Here is a 22,175-nt window from a genome sequence, read left to right on the forward strand (position 1 = left end):
TCAGGTAAGCAAAAACAAAAAATGGCTAAAAGAATACTAATTACCGGCGCTGCCGGATTTCTGGGTTCACATCTTTGCGACCGCTTTATCAGCGAGGGTTTTGAAGTGATCGCCATGGATAATCTTATCACCGGTGACCTAAAAAATATTGCGCATCTTTTTGGAAAGAAGAATTTCGAATTTCAGCATCACGATATCACCAAATTTGTACATGTGCCGGGTAAGCTGGATTATATTCTGCATTTTGCTTCACCTGCCAGCCCAATTGACTATCTTAAAATTCCCATTCAAACTCTCAAAGTTGGCTCTGTGGGAACCTTGCACTGCCTGGGGCTTGCCAAAGATAAGGATGCGAGGATCCTGATCGCTTCGACTTCCGAGGTTTATGGAGATCCGCTGGTACATCCGCAAAACGAAGAATATTACGGTAATGTAAATGCCATTGGTCCTCGCGGGGTATACGATGAAGCCAAAAGATTCCAGGAGTCCATTACAATGGCATACCATCGCTTTCATGGGCTGGAAACACGAATTGCACGTATTTTTAACACCTACGGACCCCGAATGCGACTGAATGACGGCCGTGTAATACCTGCTTTTATAGGCCAGGCGCTAAGGGGCGAGAATCTCACCGTTTTTGGCGATGGCAGTCAAACCCGATCTTTCTGTTTTGTGGACGACCAGGTGGAAGGAATTTTCAGGTTGTTGCACAGCGATTACAGCAATCCTGTGAATATTGGAAATCCTGATGAGATCAGTATTCTCGATTTTGCTAAAGAGATCCTCAGTTTAACCGGGACGGACCAGGAAATAACTTTTAAAGAACTTCCTAAAGATGATCCCATGCAGCGGCAACCAGATATTTCAAGAGCACGCGAAGTTCTTGGATGGGAGCCGAAAGTTTCACGGCAGCAGGGAATGAAAATCACTTATGACTATTTTAAGAATTTGAGTTCTGAAGAGCTCGAGAAAAGGGAGCATAAAGATTTTTCAGAACACATCAGAAGATAAAAAATGGAAGATTATGGCAAGGTTTCGGTAATAATGCCGGCTTACAACAGCGGCAAATTTATCGGCCACGCCATAGATTCGGTCATCGCACAAACCTATGAGAACTGGGAATTGCTAATTGTTGATGATGCTTCTACTGATGACACCCGCGAAATCATTCAGAATAAATTAAATTCTGACCAGAGGATTCAGCTTTTTCATCATTCCACCAACCTCGGTACTCAATATTCGCGCAATAAAGCCATAGAAAAGGCTGCTGGACGTTTTATTGCCTTTTTAGACGCCGATGACCTTTGGATACCTGAAAAGCTGGAAATCCAGCTTAAAACCCTTCATGAACAAAATTTCCAGGCGTGCTTTTCTTCTTATGATTTGATTGATGAAAAAGGACGGAGTTTGGGTAAGACAATAAAGGCTCTTCCAAAACTCAATTTTCAGAAATTATTAAAGGCAAATTATGTAGGCAATCTTACAGGGATTTATGATACCCGAAAAATCGGAAAGATTTTCTGTCCCGATATTGCAAAAAGACAGGATTGGGCATTATGGCTGGAGGTGATACGGAAAGGTGGCCCTATCACTGGTATCCAGCAAAGCCTGGCGAAATACAGGGTGCGGAAAAATTCTATTTCCAGGAACAAATTTGCGATGCTGAACTATAATTTTCGCGTTTATCACCATGTTCTGGGCTACGGCTATCTTCACAGCTGTTGGAGAATGCTCATTTTCCTGAAGGAGCAGTTCTTTATAAAATCGAAACAGGAAATTTCTAATGAACCAGAGAAGTGAACTGTTTCAGTTTTCCGCTGGGGCTGCGCTTGAGATATTCTTTTCTTTCAAATTGAATATTCAGATTTTTTCCCACGTAAGTTTCAATGGCTTTCAGGATTTTATGCCGCTGTTCTTCCGAAAATTCATGTTCGCTGACATATTCAATGTGAAATTCATCAATTTTTGTCTGCACGATCACGAATTCCTTGATATTTCCGCTGTCTTCGATCACCGTTTTTGTCACATAATAGAAGGTTAGGCCGGGAACGACTTTTCCATTGGCAAGCCTTGCAATATCATTGGTCCTACCGATAAGTTTTTCGAGAATGGGTTTTTTAAAAGTACTTTTCTCAGAAAGTACTCCGGTATCCCCAATATCGTACCGAATCATCGGGTGAGCCTTGTTGTAAAGGGAAGTGATGACCACTCTGCCTTCATTGCCAGGCGGAAGGATATTGTTATTATTATCAAGGATCTCTATAAAAAGATCTTCTGAATTTACGATCCAGTGCTGGTTTTCATCTTCAAAAGCGATAAGCCCAACCTCGCTGGCTCCATATTCATTGATCACCGGCACCCCCATCGCTTCTTCAATAAGAATTTTGTCTTTTTCAAACAGTCTTTCTGAAGTGACTATGCAGATCTTAAGGCTTGGACACATTTCTTTCAAAACCATTCCGCGATCTTTCAGAAAACGGGCAAAAAGCATGATGGCACTCGTGTAACCGTTGAGGTAATCAAAATCTGATTTTTTGAACCGGTTCAGGAATGCCTCCATTTTTCGTTCGCTAAGATCGAATATGTTAAATCGCCTTCTCAGGCTTATCCGGTCTTTGAGCCGTTCCTGGATATTTCCGTAGAAATCCAGCGGAATCCCATAAAACCTGGCCTGAAGTGATTTGTTGAGATCGATATCATACCACTTATACCGGTCCTGAAATGCGGCCCAGCTCAGAGCATGGGCAAAGCGATCTTTGGCAAAAATAAAGGGATGACCGCTGCTGCCGGAAGTTTTCCCAATATAGGGGTTCTTTTTGGAGAAAGTATCGCTAAGGCGCATTTCCAGGGGTTGTTGCAAATCAGATTTTTTCATTACAGGGACATCTTCCCAGGATGAAAACTTATCTTTTCCAAAGAAATTCCTGTAAAACCCATTATTTTTAAGATGATATTTTACAATTTTCTCCCGCTGGCCGTGGAGGTAGTTTTCATAGTTCTCTTCAGGAATGGTCTGGATCACCTTTAAATGGGTAATGGCCCGGTTAATGGGAAATTTATTAAGCTTTAAAGAAAGTTTAAACCAATCCAAGGTCGGAAGAGCTTTTTTATTGAAATTATTGGTGCTTCAATTTACAAACAATTATTTTTGAGCCAACATAAAAAATATTAATCCATGAATATCCTTATTCTTGGCTCCGGCGGCCGCGAACATGCATTTGCTTATAAAATCGCTCAAAGTAAGAAGTGCGATAAACTTTTTGTAGCGCCCGGCAACGCGGGAACTTCAGAAATAGCTGAGAATCTTGATCTTAATCCCATCGATTTTGAAGCGGTGGCCAAAACAGCTTTGACCAAAGATATTAATATGATCGTAGTTGGACCTGAAGATCCGCTGGTGAAAGGAATAGTTGATTATTTCAAAAATGATGAGCGTTTACAGGATATCATGATCATTGGTCCTTCTAAAAGGGGAGCGCTTCTTGAAGGCAGTAAAGAGCGAGCCAAGGAATTCATGGGCATGTATAAAATTCCCACTGCCGCCTATGAAAGTTTTAGCTGGGAGAGCCTTGGAGCCGGCAGGAAATTTCTGGAAACCCTGCAACCGCCTTATGTATTAAAAGCAGATGGACTTGCTGCCGGAAAAGGAGTTCTGATAATTGACGATCTGGAGGAAGCGAAAAAAGAGCTTGAGAATATGCTTTCCGGGAAATTTGGTGCGGCAAGTGAAAAAGTGGTCATAGAGGAGTTTCTTGATGGAATTGAACTGAGCGTATTTGTACTTACCGATGGTAAGAATTACAAAATTCTTCCAACCGCAAAAGACTATAAAAGAATAGGGGAAGGTGATACCGGTTTAAATACCGGGGGTATGGGAGCTGTTTCACCCGTTCCTTTTGTCGATACCGTTCTTATGCAAAAAATTGAAGAGCGCATTGTTAAACCAACCGTACAGGGCCTTGAAGCTGAAAATATTGATTATAAAGGATTTATTTTTATTGGCCTGATAAAAGTGGGTGACGATCCTTACGTCATTGAATACAATGTGAGAATGGGGGATCCAGAAACCGAAGTGGTACTTCCACGAATTGAAAGTGATCTGGTAAGTCTTTTAGAAAAAACCTGGGAAGTAAAGCTAAATGAGGCTGAATTAAGGGTGAATGACCAATCGGCGACTACTGTAATGATGGTTTCCGGCGGTTATCCGCAGACTTATGAAAAAGGAAAAGAGATCACCGGAATAAAAGAAATCCGGGATTCCATCGTTTTTCATGCAGGAACAAAAAATGACGGGGAAAAAGTGGTGACCAGCGGAGGCCGGGTTATTGCGATTACTTCTTTTGGAGAGGACTATAAAAAGGCACTAAAAAAATCTTATCAAAATGCTGAAAAACTTCATTTCGATAAGATGTATTTTAGAAAGGATATAGGTTTTGACCTATCCTAAAAATGGTTTTGGCCTGGTGCGGTCGCTTTCTTTTTCTTCTTTGTCAAAAATGCGAAGTTGATTCATCCAGTATGCAAATGCAATAACACCAATGATCAAAAAGATCCAATTAATGATATTTGCCAGAAACCAGGAATCGTTTTGTAAAAAGCGAAGTTGATCTAAAGGCCAGAAAAGTACATCTTCAAAAATCCATTCTATTGCTCTGAAAAACTCTGTCATGCTAAAAATCTTTTGGATTACAAAAATATAAAAAACCTACATGCTAACAAGCTTTTTTAGTAAATCAAAGCCATTAAACCTTTCCCTCATCATCCTTTTGATGATCGGATTTTATCTCAGCGCAACATTTTTTAGCCTGAAAGGTTTAGGTTTTTCTACGATTTTGGAGCTTACCGGAGTCTTGCTGGCGCTCATTCTAAACGTACTTGTATTAAATTTTATCGCAAAGAAAAATGAGCTAACCAAGCGCAGTGCTTACAAAACCCTTCTTTTTACTATTTTTTGCGTTTCATTCTTCAGTTTATTGAAGAACGGGCCGGCCATTATAGCCAATCTTTTTGTACTACTTGCTCTTCGGCGTATTATTAGCCTGAGAACAAGAAAATTCATTCAGCAAAAAATATTCGATGCGACTTTCTGGATAGGAATTGCGAGTTTGTATTACTTCTGGGCCAGTCTTTTTTTTATTATCGTTTTTTTTGCCATTCTTTCCTTTGCGGCATATTTCAAGAACTGGCTGGTGCCGTTCGTTGCTTTTTTGGCTGTGGTTTCCCTTACCACCTGTTTTCATTTGCTGGTGAATGACCAGTTTTACACTTTTTCGGACTGGTTTCAGGCAAGTAATTTTGATTTTTCGGAATACAGGAATTTTCGTTTGCTAATTCCCCTGAGTATTTTGCTCGCTTTGCTTTTATGGACTCTGATCAATTATTTCTCTGCACTTCAGAAAGCAAGCGTGACCAGGAGACCTGTTTTAAGCCTGATTCTTTTATACTTGCTCGTGGCGGGCGCTGTTGCTGTTCTGGCACCTACTAAAAATGGTAGTGAACTCATCTTCTTTTTTGTTCCTTTCAGCATCATCGCTTCAAATTATTTTGAAGGGAAAAAAGAAAAATTGTTCAAAGAGATTTTGCTGACAGTGCTGATACTTATGCCCTTTGTTCTGGCGTTTTTAGCATAGGATTTCTGGATAGCCCGGGGAAATATGATATCTTTGTAGCCCTTCTTCGGAAGGATTTTTCAGAATAATCCAAAAATAAAAACACGAAAAATAAACCGAATGTTTTCAGATAAAGCCAACAAAATATTTCAGGAAGTAATACAGAAATATCATGAAAAAGACAGTGTAGACCAGGAATTTAAAAATCCTTACGATCCCGAAAATGAATTGCTGGAACATCTTCTGTACCGAAAATGCTGGATAGACACGGTTCAATGGCATTATGAAGATATTATCAGGGACCAGAATATCGATTCAGAGGCGGCTCTCGAACTCAAACGAAAGATAGATGCCTCTAACCAGGACCGCACCGATACCGTGGAATATATCGATAGTTATTTTCTTGAAAAATTTAAGGATGTAGAACCTAATGAAGATGCTACTATCAATTCTGAAAGTCCCGCCTGGGCGATAGATCGTCTTTCAATTCTGGCACTGAAAATTTATCATATGGATGAAGAAGCCAATCGCAAGGATGCTTCCCAGGAACATCAAATGAAATGCAAGGCGAAACTTGATGTGCTTCTGGAGCAAAGGGTAGATCTTTCAACGGCGATTAATCAGCTTTTGGATGATATAGCTGCAGGGCGAAAATACATGAAGGTTTATAAGCAAATGAAGATGTATAATGATGATGAACTGAATCCGGTTCTAAGAAATAACAAATAAGTGATGAGTAAATCTCCTGCACCGCAAAAACGGGAGAAAAAGCATATTCTGGTCATCAGGTTTTCGGCTCTCGGCGACGTGGCCATGATGGTTCCGGTGATAAGTGTACTAACCCAAACATATCCCGAAGTAATCGTTACTATTCTTACCCGCTCATTTTTTGAACCGCTTTTCAGTCATATTCCCAATGTACGTGTCTATGAAGCCGATGTAAAAGGTGTTCATAGCGGTGTTTTGGGACTTGCCGGTTTAGCTCGCGAGCTCAGGGACGAGGAAGTTGATGTGGTGGCCGATCTTCATGACGTGATCAGGAGCAACATTTTGCGATCGGTTTTTTATTTCTACGGAATTCCGTTTAAGCAAATTGATAAAGGCCGAAGCGAAAAGAAAGCATTGACCCGGGAAGAGAATAAAGAATTTAAGCAGTTGAAATCAACCCACCAGCGTTATGCCGATGTTTTCGCCGGGCTGGGATATCCGCTTGATCTTTCACAATATCGGCCGCCCAAGCGCAGGACGCTGCTTCCTAAAGTTCAGGAATTAATAGGCCACGACCGGCAAAAGTGGATAGGAATTGCACCTTTTGCCCAGCACGAATCAAAAATGTATCCTCTGGATCTCATGGAGCGGGTAATTTCAGAATTGAATGCCCAGGGTAAAACCCGATTGATCTTTTTTGGCGGCGGAAAAAGGGAGCGCGATAAACTTGAGAAATGGCAAAAACAATTCGAGAACAGCATAAGTGTAGTGGGTAAATTGAGTTTTGCCGAAGAACTGACCCTGATCTCCAATTTAGACGCTATGGTTTCTATGGACAGTGGGAATGCGCATCTTGCGGCCATTTATGGAATACCGGTGATAAGCTTATGGGGAGTTACGCATCCCTACACAGGGTTTAAGGCCTTTAATCAGCCAATAGAAAACTGTATCCTACCAGACCTGGAGAAGTATCCAAAAATACCGACCTCGGTTTACGGAAATAAAATTCCCGCCGGTTATGAGGAAGTTATGCGAAGCATTTCGCCTCAAAAAGTACTTACAAGGATCACAGAAGTCGTTTTCTAAATATCGTCATAATCTACTTTAAGAGTGGGAGTGGTAGGGTGTGCCTGGCAGGTAAGAATAAATCCTTCTTCTACCTCTTCATCGGTTAAGATCTGATTTTTGGTCATTTCGGCTTTACCTTCTTTGATACGCGCCATACAACTACTGCAAATTCCTCCCTGGCAGGAATAAGGTACGTCTATATCTTTTTCAAGCGCCATATCAAGTACTACCGCTTTACGGTCCATTGAAAAATGAAATTCCTCCTCATCAACGATCAGGGTTACCTGAGTCTGGCCTTCAACCTCGCCCTCAATAGGTTTTTCTTCTTCGGTGGTGGTGAAAAGTTCAAAAAAGATCTGCTCTTCCTTAACGCCATTTTCCTTTAACACCTCGCTCACATGTTTTATCATGGCTTCGGGTCCGCATAGAAAGAACTTGTCAAAACTATGTTCCCTGAATTTGTTTTTCAGCACATAATTAACCGTGCTGGTCTCAATACGCCCAAAATGGGCATTTTCTTCACGCGTCCTGCTGTAAATAAATTCTATGAATAAACGATCAGGAAATTCTGACTGAAGTTTTAAAAGCTCTTTGAAGAAAATAGTGTCTTCGGGAGATTTATTTCCGTAGGTAAGTACAAACCGACTCTTTGGCTCATCCCGAAGTACGGTTTTGATGATGGAGAGCACGGGAGTGATCCCGCTTCCCGCCGCGAAAGCCGCATAATTTTTAATACCTTCAGAAGGCTCGAGGACAAATCTTCCTTCAGGCGGATGTACTTCCAGGATATCCCCGGCAACGAGTTTATTATTGGCGATCACCGAAAAGCGGCCACCTTCAACTTCTTTAACCGTTACCTTGAATTCATCAGAATCTGGTGCGGAACAAAGGGAATAGGATCTTCGTAATTCCTTTCCGTCGCTTTCGGTTTTTATAGTGATATATTGTCCCGCTTTAAAACGGAACTCTTTTTTTAAGTTTTCGGGTATTTCAAAAGATAAACTAACCGCTTGTGGGGTTTCACGAATTATTTCCTTTATTTTTAGCGGATAAAACTTGCTCATTGTTTACTGTTTGTGCGCAAAAATACAAAGTAAGCTCGTTTTAAGAATGTAACAAAAGTTTAAATTTCTCTACAAACCGAATAAAAGGTCCATTTTCATGTTTAAAAAATTTCTCTGGTTAGAGTGGAAATCTTTTTTCAGGTCGGCCAGTTTTGGCAAAAGTATAGGCTTAAAGATCCTGATGGCATTTTTAGCCCTGTATTTTTCGGCAATGTTCCTGCTTTTTGGAATTGGCCTTTACCCTTTGTTAAAAGAATTTTATCCGGAAGCCGCTCCTTTGCAAATCGTAAATCGCTTTTTGCTGGTTTATTTTGTTTTTGAGCTTTTTTTCCGGTTTATGCTTCAAACATTACCCGTTCTTGACATCAAACCACTGATGATCCAGCCTATTCCTAAAAGAAAAGTAGTGAATTTCGTGTTGCTGAAATCGCTGATTTCCTTTTATAATTTCCTTCCGCTGCTGATTATCATTCCGTTTGGAATTTTTTCCCTTGTGAAAGGAGATTATGGTGTATGGAACATTCTGGGATGGATGCTGGCAGTTTATGCAACCACTTTATGTGTGAATTACGCCAATTTTATCATTAAAAAACGGTTTACCGAAAATCTAAAGGCGCTGATCCCGGTGGTAGTTTTAGCCATCATTCTCGCATTGCTCGATTATTTTGAAATTTTCAGGATCAGTGTTTATTTTGGGATGGCAGTCGATTTTGTAGTGGCACATCCATACCTGGCGTTTTTGCCTGTGCTTTTCCTGTTACTGCTTTTTAAATGGAATCAACTCAACCTGGAATCTAAATTTTATCTGGATGCCGGGATCAAAGGAAAAAGTAAATCGGCCAATACCCAGGATTTTGTTTGGACGAAGCGTTTTGGAAGCATAGCTCCTTTTCTGCAGCAGGATCTTAAACTTATCTGGAGAAATAAAAGACCGAAAACGACCATTTATATTTCGCTTATTTTCCTGGCTTACGGACTCCTTTTTTATACGAATGACACCTATCAAAGCATGCCTGCGTTTTTTGTTTTTGTTGGAATCTTTATTACCGGAATCTTTATGATCAATTTTGGCCAGTTTGTGCCTTCCTGGGATGCTTCATACTACCCCATGATCATGGCGCAGAACATTCCCATGAGGCAGTACCTGGCTTCCAAAATGGGATTAATAAGCTTTAGCGTGGGAATTTTGGCAATTTTATCTACCCCTTACGTCTATTTTGGCTGGAACATTCTTTTGCTGAATATTGCCTGCGCGTTCTATAATATGGGAGTGAACGTTCCCTTGCTTATTTATGCGGGTTCTTTCAATAAAAAACGCATTGATCTTGATAAAAGCCCATTTATGAACTACCAGGGAACGGGTGCTTCTCAATGGCTTATTGGATTACCATTATTGCTGGTCCCGATTTTTTTCTTCTGGCTCATCAATAAGTTTATAGGTTACCAGGTGGGAGTTGCTTTTCTTGCCGGATTGGGAATTATTGGGCTTATTCTTCGGCCTAATATTTTAAATTTTCTTGTAATGCGTTACAAAAAAAGAAAATATATCATGATTGAAGGTTTCAAACAAAAAGGTGAATAATATGATAACTGCAACTAATCTTTCCAAAATATACAACGGTACCAAAGTGCTCAACATCGATCATCTCGATATTCCATCTGGACAAAGTTTTGGCCTCGTGGGAAATAACGGAGCCGGTAAGACTACCTTTTTTAGTCTGCTTCTGGACCTTATCCAGCCTTCCACCGGTAATATTTTTAATAAGGAAATTACCGTTAGTCAGAGTGAGGAATGGAAACCTTTTACCTCTTCATTTATAGATGAAAGTTTTTTAATTGGCTATCTTACTCCTGAAGAATATTTTTATTTCATCGGGGAACTTCGCAACCGCAATAAAGCCGATATTGATTCCTTTTTGATAAATTTCGGAGACTTTTTCAATGGAGAGATCATTGGCCGAAATAAATATCTCCGTGACCTTTCCAAAGGAAATCAGAAAAAAGCCGGTATTGTCGCCGCGCTTATCGGTGATCCGGAAGTTGTCATTCTCGATGAACCTTTTGCCAATCTCGATCCGACCACCCAAATTCGTCTAAAAAAATTATTGAAAGAACTTTCCCAAACCACCGGAACTACCTTTCTTATTTCCAGTCATGATTTGATTCATGTCACTGAAGTTTGCGAACGAATTGTGGTGCTTGATAAAGGAGAGATCGTGAAAGATATTCAAACCTCAGAAGCCACTCTTAAAGAACTCGAAGCCTACTTTGCACGGGAGATCGCCGAGAGCTAAGTTTTGTCCTTATTGAAGTTTAGAAAAAGAAACTTACTTTTACATACTAAACCTGCCGGTATGAAGTTATTTGAATACCGGGAAAAGATCATTTTTGAATACATCGGCACGAATCGTACTTTTTTTTGCAATTTCGGCAGTTATCCTTAGCTGTTCACGGAAGAAGAATACCTTTATCAATCGCAATTATCACGCGGTAACGGCCGAGTACAATACGCTCTTCAACGGTCAACTCGCTCTTGAGCAGGGAAAAAAGGAGATCAATCAAAATTACGCGGATAATTACTGGGATATTTTACCCATTGAACGACTTGATGTAGATGATAAGATCCTTCTGCCCGACAGTATTCGGAATCAGAATTTCGGGCGTGCCGAAGAGAAAGCGGTAAAAGCCATTCAGAAACATTCCATGCAGATTGGGGGTAAAGAAAGGAATCCCGAAATGGACGAGGCTTATCTTCTGCTTGGCAAGGCCCGTTACTTCGATCAGCGGTTCGTTCCCGCTCTCGATGCTTTCAATTATATACTTTACCGGTACCCCGCAAGTGAAAATATCAATCACGCCAGGATCTGGCGGGAAAAGACCAATATCAGGCTGGGCAATGAACGCCTGGCGATTGAAAATCTGAAAAAAATTCTCGAATCAGACAGGCTGGAAGACCAGGAAATAGCTGATGCCAATTCAAGCCTGGCACAGGCCTATATAAATCTAAATCAGCCTGACAGCGCCGTGGCTCCATTATCACAAGCAGCGACTTATACCGATTTGGATTCGGAGAAGGGCCGGTATTATTACATTTTAGGCCAGTTACACAATCGGCTGGGCGATCCCACCAAAGCCAACGCCGCTTTCGATAAAGTGATCGATCTTAACCGGAAAACACCGCGAATTTATTTGGTGAATGCATACGTCCAAAAAGCACGGAATTTTCAAATGAATCAGGGCGAGAATGCATACCTGCTGGATTTGCTTAAAGAACTGGAAGCCGATCGTGAAAATCGGCCTTACCTTGACAAAATTTATTTTCAGCTTGGGGAATATTTTCACCAGTTAGATTCCACCAAAAAAGCCATTCAGTATTATAATAAATCTCTGCGTGCACCTTCCAGTGATATATATTTAAAATCTATTGATTATCAAATTCTGGCAAATATCTATTTTGATGACGCCGATTATAGAACTGCGGGAAAATATTATGACAGCACGCTTGCCTATATGTCGCCCCAGCTGCTGGAATATCGCAGCATTAAGAAAAAAAGACAAAACCTTGAAGACGTAATAAAATATGAGGAGCTCGCTGAAAAGACTGACAGTATTTTAAGGCTTGCCGGGATGAGCGAAGAAGAACAAATTGCCTATTTTACCGAATATACCAATAAGTTAAAAGAAGAAGCTACCGCCGGCCTGGATAGTACCGAATTACCTGTTTATACTGCTAATATTGGTCCGGATAATCCATTTCCATCAGCGGTTGAAGTTCCTGCAGAAGACACTGAATCAACCGGAAATACCTTCTATTTCTATAACCCCCTTCGCGTTGCAAGAGGAGCACAGGAATTTCTTCGGGTTTGGGGAAGCCGGGAATTAAAAGATAACTGGCGCTGGGGTTCAAATGCTTTAAATCAAAGTTCGGTCAATGCCCAGAAAAGAATTGCTGAGGTAAATATTGATAATAATCCCAAATATGACCCCATGGCTTATGTAAGTCAGATTCCCGGTGGTAAGTTGGCTTTAGACAGTCTCGCCGCGCAGCGAAACCTGGCAAATTATCAGTTGGGCATCATTTACAGTGAAAATTATAACGAATATGCTTTAGCCGAAGAGCGCCTGGAATATTTGCTCAATCATAATCCGGATCCTCAGCTGGTTTTACCAGCGAAATATTATCTCTATAAAATTTACGGACAAACAAATCAATTGGGCAAACAGCAGGATCTTAAGAACGATATTCTTCAAAATTACCCCGGTTCGCGCTATGCTGCCTTTATCAACGATCCCGGCAGCCTGAAAAGTGAGGAGAACAGTCCGGAAATTATTTACGGGAAATTATATGAAAGTTTTGAAAATGGAGAATTTTCAGAGGTGATCGAAGAAGCCAATAAATATATCTCACAATTCACCGGCGATCCCATAGTACCTAAATTAGAATTTTTAAAAGCTCAGGCTAATGCCCGACTTTATGGGATTGAGGCTTATGAAAAAGCATTGAATGATCTCGCGGTTGCTTATCCGCAAACTACTGAAGGCCAAAAGGCAAAAACCATACTTTCTTCTAACCTTCCGCAGCTTAAGGTTCTTGAATTTAACCGGGATAGTTTACAAACTAATTTTAAGTTGGTTTTTCCTGTGGAAATGGAAAAAGAAAAAGCAGAAGTTTTAAAGGCGAAAATTCAAAAGGCCCTGCTGGATCTTGGGTATGATAAACTATCAGTATCGGTAGATGTTTATTCACCTGAAGAATATTTTGTGGTGGTGCATCACCTCCAAAATAAATCCAAAGCACTGGGATTTCAGGAGTTGCTTAAGAATAATAAAAACTATAAAATAGAGAGAGAGTCTTTTGTAATCTCATCAGAAAATTATAGAATTGTACAAATTAAGAAAAATTTAAGAGAATTCAAGACTCTTAACTAAAGCCCTACCATTATGTTTTCTGAAACCAAAAAATCAAAGACTGCCGCTTCTAATGGCGAGCAAAACCGAATCTCTTCCGGCACTGTGATTACCGGAGAAATTAGTTCAAAAGGCTGTTTCCGCATCGAAGGTACTCTGGAAGGAAGCCTTAAAGCTGAAGGTAAAGTGGTGATTAGCGAAGGAGGACTCATCAACGGAACACTGGAATGTGAAAATGCCGATATTGAAGGCAGTTTTAAAGGAAAACTTAATGTTTCGGGAGTGCTTACTCTAAGGAGTCCGGCAAATATTGAAGGCGAAGTCGTTACCGGAAAGCTGGCCGTCGAACCCGGTGCGGTTTTTAATGCCACCTGTGAAATGAAAGGCGCCATAAAGCCACTGAATGATGAAAGAAGAAAACAACAACGGGAAGAAAAATCTGCTTAAAAATTGGGCAAAATTCACCGGGATTGGACTCCAGATGGGCGGTACCATTTTCGTTTGCGCCTGGATTGGAAAAAAGCTGGATGAAAATTACAATTCTACCGAAACCAATTGGTTCACGCTGGGATTTGTACTTTTTGGCCTTGTAGCTTCCATGTATCTTGTGATCAAACAACTTAACGATTTTAATAAATAATCACTTCTTTTTATGATGACTAAAATAGTAAAGCTGGGATTTGCCCTTGCTTTGGTATTGGGTTTTGCTTATCTCCTCGAAATTTATTTTGCGAGCGGGGATGAGCAGGTTAGAAAACTCATCAACTTCAGTTATTTATACAATTTCGGGTTTTCTGCTTTACTGCTTTCCAATTATATTATTTTTAAAAAACAGCTGATAGAATTTATCGGATTTATTTTTTTGGCCGCAGGGGTTATCAGGATCGGACTTTTTTATTTTCTTTTGCAACAGGGTGATTTTGGAGATTTTAAAGAGAACTTTTTTCTCTTTTTTGTTCCTTTTATACTTTGTCTGGGGGTGGAAATTTTATTTTTAGCGCGAGAACTCAACAGGGCTAACTTCAATAATAACAATTAATTACTCCTTTTTTTAGAAGTTTTGACTTATTCCCAATTTTATGATTTTTCTTTTTAGATAATTGTGTACATTTGCACCCAAATTTAAAGACCGAAACTGTATCTTAAAATGCGGAAGAAAAACATTTTTAAATTCTTATTAGGCGGCCTTTTTATCCTCGTTTCTTTGAATCTGAACGCGCAGGAAAATGAGCATAATGCTGGAGAACATGAAGCTGTAGCTCATGAAACTGAAGAAGAGCACGGTGCTATTAATACAAAAGAAGGTATTAAGGAATTTGTGGGGCACCACCTTATGGATTCTCATTATTTCAATCTTTTGGCTAATGGGGAAACAGGGGAGCATTATGGTACGCCGCTTCCGGTGATCATTTGGGACGAAGGTCTTCATATATTTTCTTCGGCGAGATTTCACAACGGCGAAGAACTCGTTGAGATCGACGGAAATACTTACAGACTATATCATACAAAAATTTATAAGACCGACGCTGAAGGAACAATCCATTACGGCGAAGATGGTTTCCCTACCAACGAGCGCCCGCTTGATTTCTCGATCACCAAGAATGTGGTGATGATGCTTGTTGTGGCCCTTCTTCTTTTTGTATTCTTCCGGATTCTGGCAAAAAATTATAAAAGATCGGCAATACCTAAAGGTTTGGGAAGGTTTCTGGAACCTTTGGTAGTGTACGTTCGCGACGATATCGCAAAACCGAATATCGGTCCTAAATATAAGAAATACATGAGCTTTTTGCTTACCGTGTTTTTCTTCATCCTTTTGTCGAACCTTTTTGGATTGACTCCCCTTGGTGTGAACATCACCGGAAATATAGCGGTGACTTTTGCACTTGCATTAGTAACCTTTTTTATAGTACAATTCAGCGGGAATAAGCATTACTGGAAACATATCTTCTGGATGCCCGGAGTTCCTGTACTTATGAAGATCGTTTTGATGCCTATTGAAATTTTAGGTATGTTCACCAAGCCTTTCGCATTGATGATCCGGCTTTTTGCCAACATGACCGCTGGTCACGTGGTAGTAATGAGTTTACTTGGTTTGATCTTTATTTTTCAGAATTGGGTAGCGGGACCAACATTTTTCGGATTTACCATTTTTATATCGATAATTGAATTGTTGGTGGCTTTCCTTCAGGCTTATATTTTCACCCTGTTGAGTGCACTTTATATAGGAATGGCAGTTGAAGAACATTCAGATCATCCGGAAGATCACAGTGAAGATTTACCGGTAGTATAATTTTAGAACAAAGTAGAAGTAAGTTTAATTTTAAATAGTTAGTTATGGAAATCCCAGTAATGGTTGGAGCAGGTTTAATCGTGATCGGTGCAGGTATCGGTCTTGGTATGATTGGTGGTCGTGCTATGGAAGCAATCGCCCGTCAACCTGAAGCAACCGGAAAGATCCAGACCGCAATGATTATTATCGCTGCGTTATTGGAAGGTATTGCATTCGCTGCGCTTTTCGCAGTGTAATTAAACAAAAAGGAAAAAGCCTTGTAGCGGTTGGCTGCAAGGTTTTTCCTTAATTTAAAATTGAGCGAAACATCATATTAGTAAAATAAATTATGGAAAAGTTAATTAATGATTTTTCATTCGGATTGTTTTTCTGGCAAATAGCGATCCTTGTAGTTTTGATCTTGTTGCTTAAAAAATTCGCCTGGGGTCCAATTCTGAATTCTCTTAATAGCAGGGAAGAAGGAATTAAAGATGCCCTCGAATCGGCTGAGAAAGCACGCGTGGAAATGCAGAATTTAAAGGCTGATAATGAAAAGCTTTTGATCGATGCTCGTATGGAAAGAGACGCTATTCTTAAAGAGGCCAGGAATTTGAAAGAAAAAATGATCGCTGAAGCATCTGATGAGGCACAGAAAAAAGCTGATAAGATCGTAGCCCAGGCTAAAGACAGCATTGAGCACGAAAAGCAGTCGGCAATGAACGAATTGAAAAATCAGGTAGCTAATCTATCAATCGAGATCGCTGAAAAAGTGGTTCGTAAAGAACTTTCCGATAAAAAAGAACAATATCAAATGATCGAACGAATGATCGGTGATGCAAAGCTAAACTAAGAGTATGAGAGGAACCAGGGCAGCAAAACGTTATGCAAAGGCGATTCTTTCACTCGCAAAAGATAAGAACTCGGCCACTAAGGTGCAGGAGGATATGTTAAGTATCCTTCGTACTGTTGAGGGCAGCAAGGAGCTTAGCGATATGTTAGGGAGTCCGGTTATTAAAAACAGCCTTAAAAAGAAATCTTTAAGTGCTATTTTTCCCAATCTGAATGAATTGACGCAGGGTTCGGTTGATTTGCTTATCGAAAATGGTCGTCTTGAAATTCTGGATGCTGTTGCAAGACAGTACATTTACATGTATAACGAAGACAATCAGCTCAAGGAAGCAATTGTGACTACCGCAATTCCATTAGATAAAGAATTGGAAAAAGTTATAATGACAAAGGTTAAGGAATTGACCGGTACCGAGGCAAAACTGAAGCAAATCGTTGATGAAAGTATCATTGGCGGATTTATATTAAGGATTGGGGACCTTCAGTATGATGCAAGTGTATCAAGAAGTCTCAATAACCTGAAAAGAAGATTTAAAGAAAACACATACGTTTCAAAAATTTAATAAAAACCGGTGCGCATGGCGTGCCATTTTATCTGAATAATTATGGCAGAAGTAAATCCTGCTGAAGTATCAGCAATATTAAAACAACAATTATCTGGTTTTGAAGCCAAAGCCTCTCTGGACGAAGTGGGGACTGTTCTTACCGTAGGAGACGGTATTGCCAGTGTCTACGGACTCGCCAACGCCCAATATGGTGAATTGGTACAGTTCGAAAGTGGTCTGGAAGGAATCGTTCTTAACCTTGAAGAAGACAATGTTGGGGTAGTACTTTTAGGACCTACGAAAGAGATCAAAGAGGGTTCAACTGTAAAAAGAACTCAGCGAATTGCCTCTATCAATGTTGGAGAGGGAATTGTTGGAAGAGTAGTTGATACTTTGGGAAACCCTATCGATGGGAAAGGAGATATTGAAGGGGAAACCTTTGAAATGCCCTTGGAGCGAAAAGCTCCCGGTGTAATTTTCCGTCAGCCGGTAAACGAGCCGCTTCAAACCGGTATCAAATCTATCGATGCTATGGTGCCGATAGGAAGAGGTCAGCGTGAGCTGGTAATTGGTGACCGTCAAACTGGTAAAACTACCGTTTGTATCGATACCATCCTTAATCAGAAAGAATTTTATGACAGGGGTGAGCCCGTTTACTGTATCTATGTGGCGATTGGACAAAAAGCTTCAACCGTAGCGGGGATTGCCAAAGTCCTTGAAGACAAAGGAGCCTTAGCTTATACCACTATTGTGGCCGCTAATGCTTCAGATCCTGCTCCAATGCAGGTGTATGCTCCTTTTGCCGGCGCGGCGATCGGGGAATATTTTCGTGATTCGGGACGTCCTGCGCTGATCATTTATGATGATCTTTCAAAGCAGGCGGTAGCATACCGTGAGGTTTCGCTTTTACTTCGTCGTCCACCAGGACGTGAAGCGTATCCCGGAGACGTTTTCTTCCTTCATTCCAGATTACTGGAGCGTGCAGCGAAAGTGATCAATGATGATAAGATTGCAAAACAAATGAATGACCTTCCTGATGTTCTTAAAGATAAGGTGAAAGGTGGAGGTTCTTTAACGGCCCTTCCTATTATCGAAACCCAGGCAGGTGACGTTTCCGCATATATTCCTACCAACGTAATTTCGATCACCGATGGTCAGATATTCTTAACTTCTGATTTATTCAACTCGGGTGTTCGTCCTGCGATTGACGTGGGTATCTCTGTATCCCGTGTAGGTGGTTCGGCTCAGATCAAATCGATGAAAAAAGTTGCGGGTACCCTTAAACTCGACCAGGCTCAGTTTCGTGAATTAGAGGCCTTCTCAAAATTTGGATCAGATCTGGATGCGGCGACTCTTGGAGTTATTGAAAAAGGTAGAAGAAACGTGGAGATCCTTAAACAGGGACAAAATGATCCTTATCCGGTGGAAGACCAGATCGCGATCATCTATGCAGGTTCCAAAAACCTTCTTAGAAATGTGCCTGTAGATAGGGTTCGTGAATTTGAAAGAGAATATTTAGATTATCTCGATACAAAACATAGAGATGTTCTGGATACTTTGAAAGCAGGTAAACTGACTGATGAAGTAACTGATACCCTTACTCAGGCAGCTAAGGAGCTTTCAGAGAAATATAAGAAATAGTATTGAGTAGTGAGATTTGAGATATTAGATCTTGAATTTCCTCCTCAAATTTATAAGGTTTATAGTGTTGATTAAAAGTTATCCGTACTAATTACTCAATACTCAATACTAAATAAAAATGGCAAACTTAAAAGAATTACGTAGCAGGATCAATTCGGTTTCCTCGACCATGCAGATCACCAGTGCCATGAAAATGGTATCGGCTGCAAAGTTGAGCAAGGCGCAGGATGCGATTACTTCCATGCGACCTTATGCCGAAAAGCTTACGCAATTGCTTCAGGATCTAAGCGCTACACTTGAAGAAGAATCTGGGAGTGAATTTGCTGAAAAACGCGAGGTTAAAAAAGTTCTGCTTGTGGCCATTTCCTCAAATAAAGGACTTGCCGGAGCTTTTAATAGTAATATCGTGAAGAAAGTAAAGGCTAAGATCCAGGGTGAGTACCAGGGTAAGGAAGTTGAAATACTTTCATTGGGTAAAAAAGCCAATGATATATTGAAAAAAACTTTTCCTATCGCCGGCAATAACAATGATATTTTTGACAATCTTAATTATGACCCGGTAGCGGAGATCGCAGAGGATTTAATGCAACAATTTCTTGACGGGAAATATGACAAAATCGAGATTATTTACAACCAGTTCAAGAATGCTGCCACCCAGGTGGTAATGGATGAACAGTTTCTACCTATAGAGAAGTTTGAAAGCGATGAGAACAAACAATTGGATTACATTTTCGAGCCTTCAAAACTTGAAATTGTAAAGGAATTGATCCCAAAATCTCTTAAAATGCAACTTTTTAAGGCTCTTAGAGATTCTTTTGCTGCTGAACACGGTGCGCGTATGACTGCGATGCATAAAGCGACCGATAACGCGAAAGAACTTCGGGATGATCTTAAATTGTCTTACAACAAAGCTCGTCAGGCTTCTATTACCAATGAGATCCTTGAGATCGTTGGTGGTGCCGAAGCGCTAAACGGATAAAATGACTATCATCCTGAGCGGAGTCGAAGGATGAATAAAACATTAAAAGCCTCTCATTCCGGGAGGCTTTTTCTTTTGGTACGGCTTTTGTCTTTTACTTATCAACTAAAACTCATCATTATGAAAGCCAGTGTACTTTTATTCTCAGGGATCTTCAGCTTATTGTTTTTTGGCTCCTGTGGCGGCAATAAGAATTTACAGGAAAGAGCACCCGCTCAATTCGGTAAGATATACACTACAAAAACGCCAAAAGGTATAAGGCTAAATATTCCTGTTATTGCAATTCAGGATCAGAAAGTTTCCCTTAATTCGGTTTATTTCCGCGGAATGAAATCGGCTTTGACTCAAAATGAGGAAAAACCTAATCTTTATGTGGCCGATTTCCGCACCGGAATGGGCGATATAGTGATGCATAAAGAGCCAAAAAAGGAATATGGGAATCAGCCGCCACAAATGCCCGAAAAAAGTCCGGTAAAAATTGAAAAGGACGAAGCCTTACTGGTATTTATCCAGAATGGAGAGACCAAATACTACAAGCTAACAGGAATTGTGGAAAAGGAATAAGAGCTCCGGCTTTTATAATCCTGATTTATTCAGATATTTGTAATAAATCAACCCGCTCCTGTTGAGTACTTTAAAAAGATTTTTTCAAGACACTCTTATTTACGGTTTTGCGACGGTATTCCCACGGCTGATGAATTTCATCCTGGTGCCTTTGCACACCGATATCCTTCCGCGTGAGGAATATTCAGTAAACACCGTTTTTTACGTCTGGGCCGCCTTTTTCAATGTGCTGCTTACCTACGGGATGGAAACCTCCTTCTTCCGGTTTTTCAGCAGGGCCAAAGATTCCGAAAAAGTCTTCTCTACTGCTTTTATCGCGCTCACAAGTACAACGGTAGTATTTGCCATTCTCGTCCTTATTTTTCAGGATCAGCTGGTGCAGCTAATGGATCTCGACCCTTATTATTTTCAGCTTCTTTTCAGCGTTTTGATACTCGACACACTTGTAGTCGTTCCTTTTGCTTATTTGAGAGCTACCGGAAGGCCACTGAAATTCGCTGGTATAAAGATCCTCAATATTCTCACTTACGTGGGTCTGAATTTCTACTTCCTGTGGTTCGTCAGGAAATTTCCCGACTATTCCCCGGTGTACATAACGAAAAATTACGACCCAAAAGACCTTGTGGGATATATTTTTATGGCCAATGTGGCTGCCAGCGGGATTACTTTTATTTTGCTTCTCCCGTATTTTTTCAGGACTAAAATAAACTTCAGTGTCGATATTTTCAAGCAGATGTGGAAGTATGGATGGCCTATCATGGTTGCCGGTATCGCCTTTGTGATCAACGAAAACCTCGATAAAATCTTAATTAAAGACATGATTTCCGATGAAATTATGGGAGCCTATTCCGGGTGTTATAAACTGGCTGTTTTTATGACCATTTTCGTGCAGGCCTTTAAAATGGGCGCCGAGCCTTTCTTTTTCAACCATGCTCAAAAGGAAAACGCCCGGGAAACCTACGCAGAAATTTTAAAATATTTTGTCATCTGCGGAAGCCTGATTTTTTTGATTCTCGTCACGTATATTGATTTCTTTAAAGCGCTGGTTATTCGCGATTCGTCTTACTGGATCGCCATTAGTATCGTTCCGATCGTTTTGATGGCGAACCTTTTTCTGGGTATTTATCACAATCTGTCGGTTTGGTATAAGCTCACCGATAGAACCCGCACGGGAATGTATATTTCGGTATTCGGAGCGATAATTACCATTTTGCTGAATATTTTCCTGATCCCGGTGATAGGATTCATCGCATCTGCCTGGGCTACACTTATCGCTTATGGAAGTATGATGATCATTTCCTATTTCCTGGGAAAAAGATACTATCCCGTGCCTTATAACGTTAAAAAAATAAGTTTCTATTTGTTTTTATCCGTAGGACTTTCCATACTTTCCTTCCTGTTTTTCAGGGAAAATTATCTGATTGCAACGGGATTGAATTTGCTGTTCCTCGGAATCGTTTTTTCTATGGAAAGAAAACAACTCAATAAAATTCTGACTAAATGATTGTAAAAGTTATCAATAAATCGAAGCATGCGCTTCCCAATTATGAAACCGAAGCCTCAGCAGGTCTTGACCTGCGGGCTAATATGGAGGAGCCTGTTGTGCTGAAACCGCTCGAGAGGGCCATTATTAAAACCGGACTTTTCATTGAGCTTCCAATTGGTTATGAAGCACAGGTGAGACCACGAAGCGGACTCGCCGCCAAAAAAGGAATTACGGTGCTCAATTCTCCCGGCACCATCGACGCCGATTACCGCGGCGAAATTGGGGTAATTCTGGTGAATCTATCGAATGAAGAGTTTAGCGTCCAGGATGGAGAGCGCGTCGCCCAGCTTGTAATTGCAAAACATGAGCAGATAGAATGGGCCGAAACCGAAGTGCTTCAGGAAACCCAACGCGGAGCTGGCGGCTTCGGAAGTACCGGCCACAAATAAATTAAAAAATGTCATTGTGATCCGCCTCAGGCGGAGAAG

24 protein-coding genes are annotated in these 22,175 nt (G+C 40.6%); 21 read left to right on the forward strand and 3 right to left on the reverse strand.

Annotated features, from left to right (window positions below):
* The first annotated feature begins 21 nt into the window (after positions 1 to 21).
* Both C7S20_RS05995 and C7S20_RS06000 read left to right on the forward strand, forming a co-directional pair.
* Positions 22 to 1,011, forward strand: a complete 990-nt coding sequence (locus C7S20_RS05995) for a UDP-glucuronic acid decarboxylase family protein (protein WP_107011631.1) — start codon at positions 22 to 24, stop codon at positions 1,009 to 1,011.
* 3 nt (positions 1,012 to 1,014) lie between these two features.
* A complete protein-coding gene (locus C7S20_RS06000; protein WP_107011632.1) occupies positions 1,015 to 1,800 on the forward strand; it encodes a glycosyltransferase family 2 protein in 786 nt (261 codons plus the stop codon).
* On the opposite strand, the gene C7S20_RS06005 is transcribed toward C7S20_RS06000, so the two are convergent.
* Positions 1,781 to 3,091, reverse strand: coding sequence for a phenylacetate--CoA ligase family protein (locus C7S20_RS06005; RefSeq protein ID WP_107011633.1), 1,311 nt, complete (start codon positions 3,089 to 3,091; stop codon positions 1,781 to 1,783). The genes C7S20_RS06000 and C7S20_RS06005 overlap by 20 nt on opposite strands.
* Before the next feature lie 84 nt (positions 3,092 to 3,175).
* On the opposite strand from C7S20_RS06005, the gene purD reads away from it, so the two are divergent.
* Positions 3,176 to 4,447: a phosphoribosylamine--glycine ligase gene (gene purD / locus C7S20_RS06010; RefSeq protein ID WP_107011634.1), complete on the forward strand. Its 1,272-nt coding sequence runs from the start codon at positions 3,176 to 3,178 to the stop codon at positions 4,445 to 4,447.
* Here purD and C7S20_RS06015 read toward each other — a convergent pair.
* Positions 4,439 to 4,669 carry a DUF6341 family protein gene (locus tag C7S20_RS06015; RefSeq protein ID WP_107011635.1) on the reverse strand — a complete coding sequence of 77 codons (231 nt, stop codon included), beginning with the start codon at positions 4,667 to 4,669 and terminating at the stop codon, positions 4,439 to 4,441. The genes purD and C7S20_RS06015 overlap by 9 nt on opposite strands.
* Positions 4,670 to 4,709: 40 nt before the next feature.
* Here C7S20_RS06015 and C7S20_RS06020 point away from each other — a divergent pair, with 40 nt between their 5' ends.
* The 3 genes from C7S20_RS06020 to C7S20_RS06030 all read left to right on the forward strand — a co-directional run bounded on the left by C7S20_RS06020 (position 4,710) and on the right by C7S20_RS06030 (position 7,403).
* Positions 4,710 to 5,630 carry a DUF6427 family protein gene (locus C7S20_RS06020; RefSeq protein WP_107011636.1) on the forward strand — a complete coding sequence of 307 codons (921 nt, stop codon included), beginning with the start codon at positions 4,710 to 4,712 and terminating at the stop codon, positions 5,628 to 5,630.
* Between the two features lie 99 nt (positions 5,631 to 5,729).
* Entirely contained in the window at positions 5,730 to 6,338 is a 609-nt protein-coding gene (locus tag C7S20_RS06025; protein WP_107011637.1) for a DUF4254 domain-containing protein, read from the forward strand.
* A 3-nt stretch (positions 6,339 to 6,341) separates the two neighbouring features.
* Entirely contained in the window at positions 6,342 to 7,403 is a 1,062-nt protein-coding gene (locus tag C7S20_RS06030) for a glycosyltransferase family 9 protein (RefSeq protein WP_107011638.1), read from the forward strand.
* Here the strand turns inward: C7S20_RS06030 and C7S20_RS06035 are convergent.
* Positions 7,400 to 8,449, reverse strand: a complete 1,050-nt coding sequence (locus C7S20_RS06035) for a ferredoxin--NADP reductase (protein WP_107011639.1) — start codon at positions 8,447 to 8,449, stop codon at positions 7,400 to 7,402. The genes C7S20_RS06030 and C7S20_RS06035 overlap by 4 nt on opposite strands.
* Before the next feature lie 97 nt (positions 8,450 to 8,546).
* Here C7S20_RS06035 and C7S20_RS06040 point away from each other — a divergent pair, with 97 nt between their 5' ends.
* The 15 genes from C7S20_RS06040 (at position 8,547) to dut (ending at position 22,136) form a co-directional block, all read left to right on the forward strand.
* Positions 8,547 to 10,031, forward strand: a complete 1,485-nt coding sequence (locus C7S20_RS06040) for a DUF5687 family protein (RefSeq protein ID WP_107011640.1) — start codon at positions 8,547 to 8,549, stop codon at positions 10,029 to 10,031.
* 1 nt (position 10,032) lies between these two features.
* Entirely contained in the window at positions 10,033 to 10,743 is a 711-nt protein-coding gene (locus C7S20_RS06045; RefSeq protein WP_107014113.1) for an ABC transporter ATP-binding protein, read from the forward strand.
* A 94-nt stretch (positions 10,744 to 10,837) separates the two neighbouring features.
* Positions 10,838 to 13,378, forward strand: a complete 2,541-nt coding sequence (porW, locus tag C7S20_RS06050) for a type IX secretion system periplasmic lipoprotein PorW/SprE (RefSeq protein WP_107014114.1) — start codon at positions 10,838 to 10,840, stop codon at positions 13,376 to 13,378.
* Between the two features lie 12 nt (positions 13,379 to 13,390).
* A complete protein-coding gene (locus C7S20_RS06055) occupies positions 13,391 to 13,804 on the forward strand; it encodes a bactofilin family protein (protein ID WP_107011641.1) in 414 nt (137 codons plus the stop codon).
* Entirely contained in the window at positions 13,761 to 13,997 is a 237-nt protein-coding gene (locus C7S20_RS06060) for an AtpZ/AtpI family protein (protein WP_227009113.1), read from the forward strand. Before C7S20_RS06055 ends, C7S20_RS06060 begins: the two co-directional genes overlap by 44 nt.
* A gap of 12 nt (positions 13,998 to 14,009) precedes the next feature.
* Entirely contained in the window at positions 14,010 to 14,396 is a 387-nt protein-coding gene (locus C7S20_RS06065; protein WP_159039881.1) for a hypothetical protein, read from the forward strand.
* Between the two features lie 108 nt (positions 14,397 to 14,504).
* The gene (gene atpB / locus C7S20_RS06070; RefSeq protein WP_107011644.1) at positions 14,505 to 15,647 is read left to right on the forward strand and encodes a F0F1 ATP synthase subunit A; all 1,143 of its coding nucleotides are present in this window, start codon (positions 14,505 to 14,507) and stop codon (positions 15,645 to 15,647) included.
* Positions 15,648 to 15,691: 44 nt separating this feature from the next.
* The gene (atpE, locus tag C7S20_RS06075) at positions 15,692 to 15,883 is read left to right on the forward strand and encodes an ATP synthase F0 subunit C (RefSeq protein ID WP_107011645.1); all 192 of its coding nucleotides are present in this window, start codon (positions 15,692 to 15,694) and stop codon (positions 15,881 to 15,883) included.
* A gap of 92 nt (positions 15,884 to 15,975) precedes the next feature.
* Positions 15,976 to 16,476 (forward strand): F0F1 ATP synthase subunit B, encoded by a 501-nt coding sequence (locus C7S20_RS06080; protein ID WP_107011646.1) that lies wholly within the window; start codon positions 15,976 to 15,978, stop codon positions 16,474 to 16,476.
* A 4-nt stretch (positions 16,477 to 16,480) separates the two neighbouring features.
* Entirely contained in the window at positions 16,481 to 17,035 is a 555-nt protein-coding gene (gene atpH, locus C7S20_RS06085) for an ATP synthase F1 subunit delta (RefSeq protein WP_107011647.1), read from the forward strand.
* Between the two features lie 42 nt (positions 17,036 to 17,077).
* The gene (gene atpA / locus C7S20_RS06090) at positions 17,078 to 18,658 is read left to right on the forward strand and encodes a F0F1 ATP synthase subunit alpha (RefSeq protein ID WP_107011648.1); all 1,581 of its coding nucleotides are present in this window, start codon (positions 17,078 to 17,080) and stop codon (positions 18,656 to 18,658) included.
* 118 nt (positions 18,659 to 18,776) lie between these two features.
* The gene (atpG, locus tag C7S20_RS06095) at positions 18,777 to 19,637 is read left to right on the forward strand and encodes an ATP synthase F1 subunit gamma (RefSeq protein WP_107011649.1); all 861 of its coding nucleotides are present in this window, start codon (positions 18,777 to 18,779) and stop codon (positions 19,635 to 19,637) included.
* A gap of 120 nt (positions 19,638 to 19,757) precedes the next feature.
* Positions 19,758 to 20,201 carry a hypothetical protein gene (locus C7S20_RS06100; protein ID WP_107011650.1) on the forward strand — a complete coding sequence of 148 codons (444 nt, stop codon included), beginning with the start codon at positions 19,758 to 19,760 and terminating at the stop codon, positions 20,199 to 20,201.
* A 61-nt stretch (positions 20,202 to 20,262) separates the two neighbouring features.
* Positions 20,263 to 21,705: an oligosaccharide flippase family protein gene (locus tag C7S20_RS06105; protein WP_107011651.1), complete on the forward strand. Its 1,443-nt coding sequence runs from the start codon at positions 20,263 to 20,265 to the stop codon at positions 21,703 to 21,705.
* A complete protein-coding gene (gene dut / locus C7S20_RS06110) occupies positions 21,702 to 22,136 on the forward strand; it encodes a dUTP diphosphatase (protein WP_107011652.1) in 435 nt (144 codons plus the stop codon). The genes C7S20_RS06105 and dut overlap by 4 nt, the downstream gene beginning before the upstream one ends.
* Positions 22,137 to 22,175: the final 39 nt, after the last annotated feature.

Source organism: Christiangramia fulva (genome assembly GCF_003024155.1).
Classification (GTDB): Bacteria; Bacteroidota; Bacteroidia; order Flavobacteriales; family Flavobacteriaceae; genus Christiangramia; species Christiangramia fulva.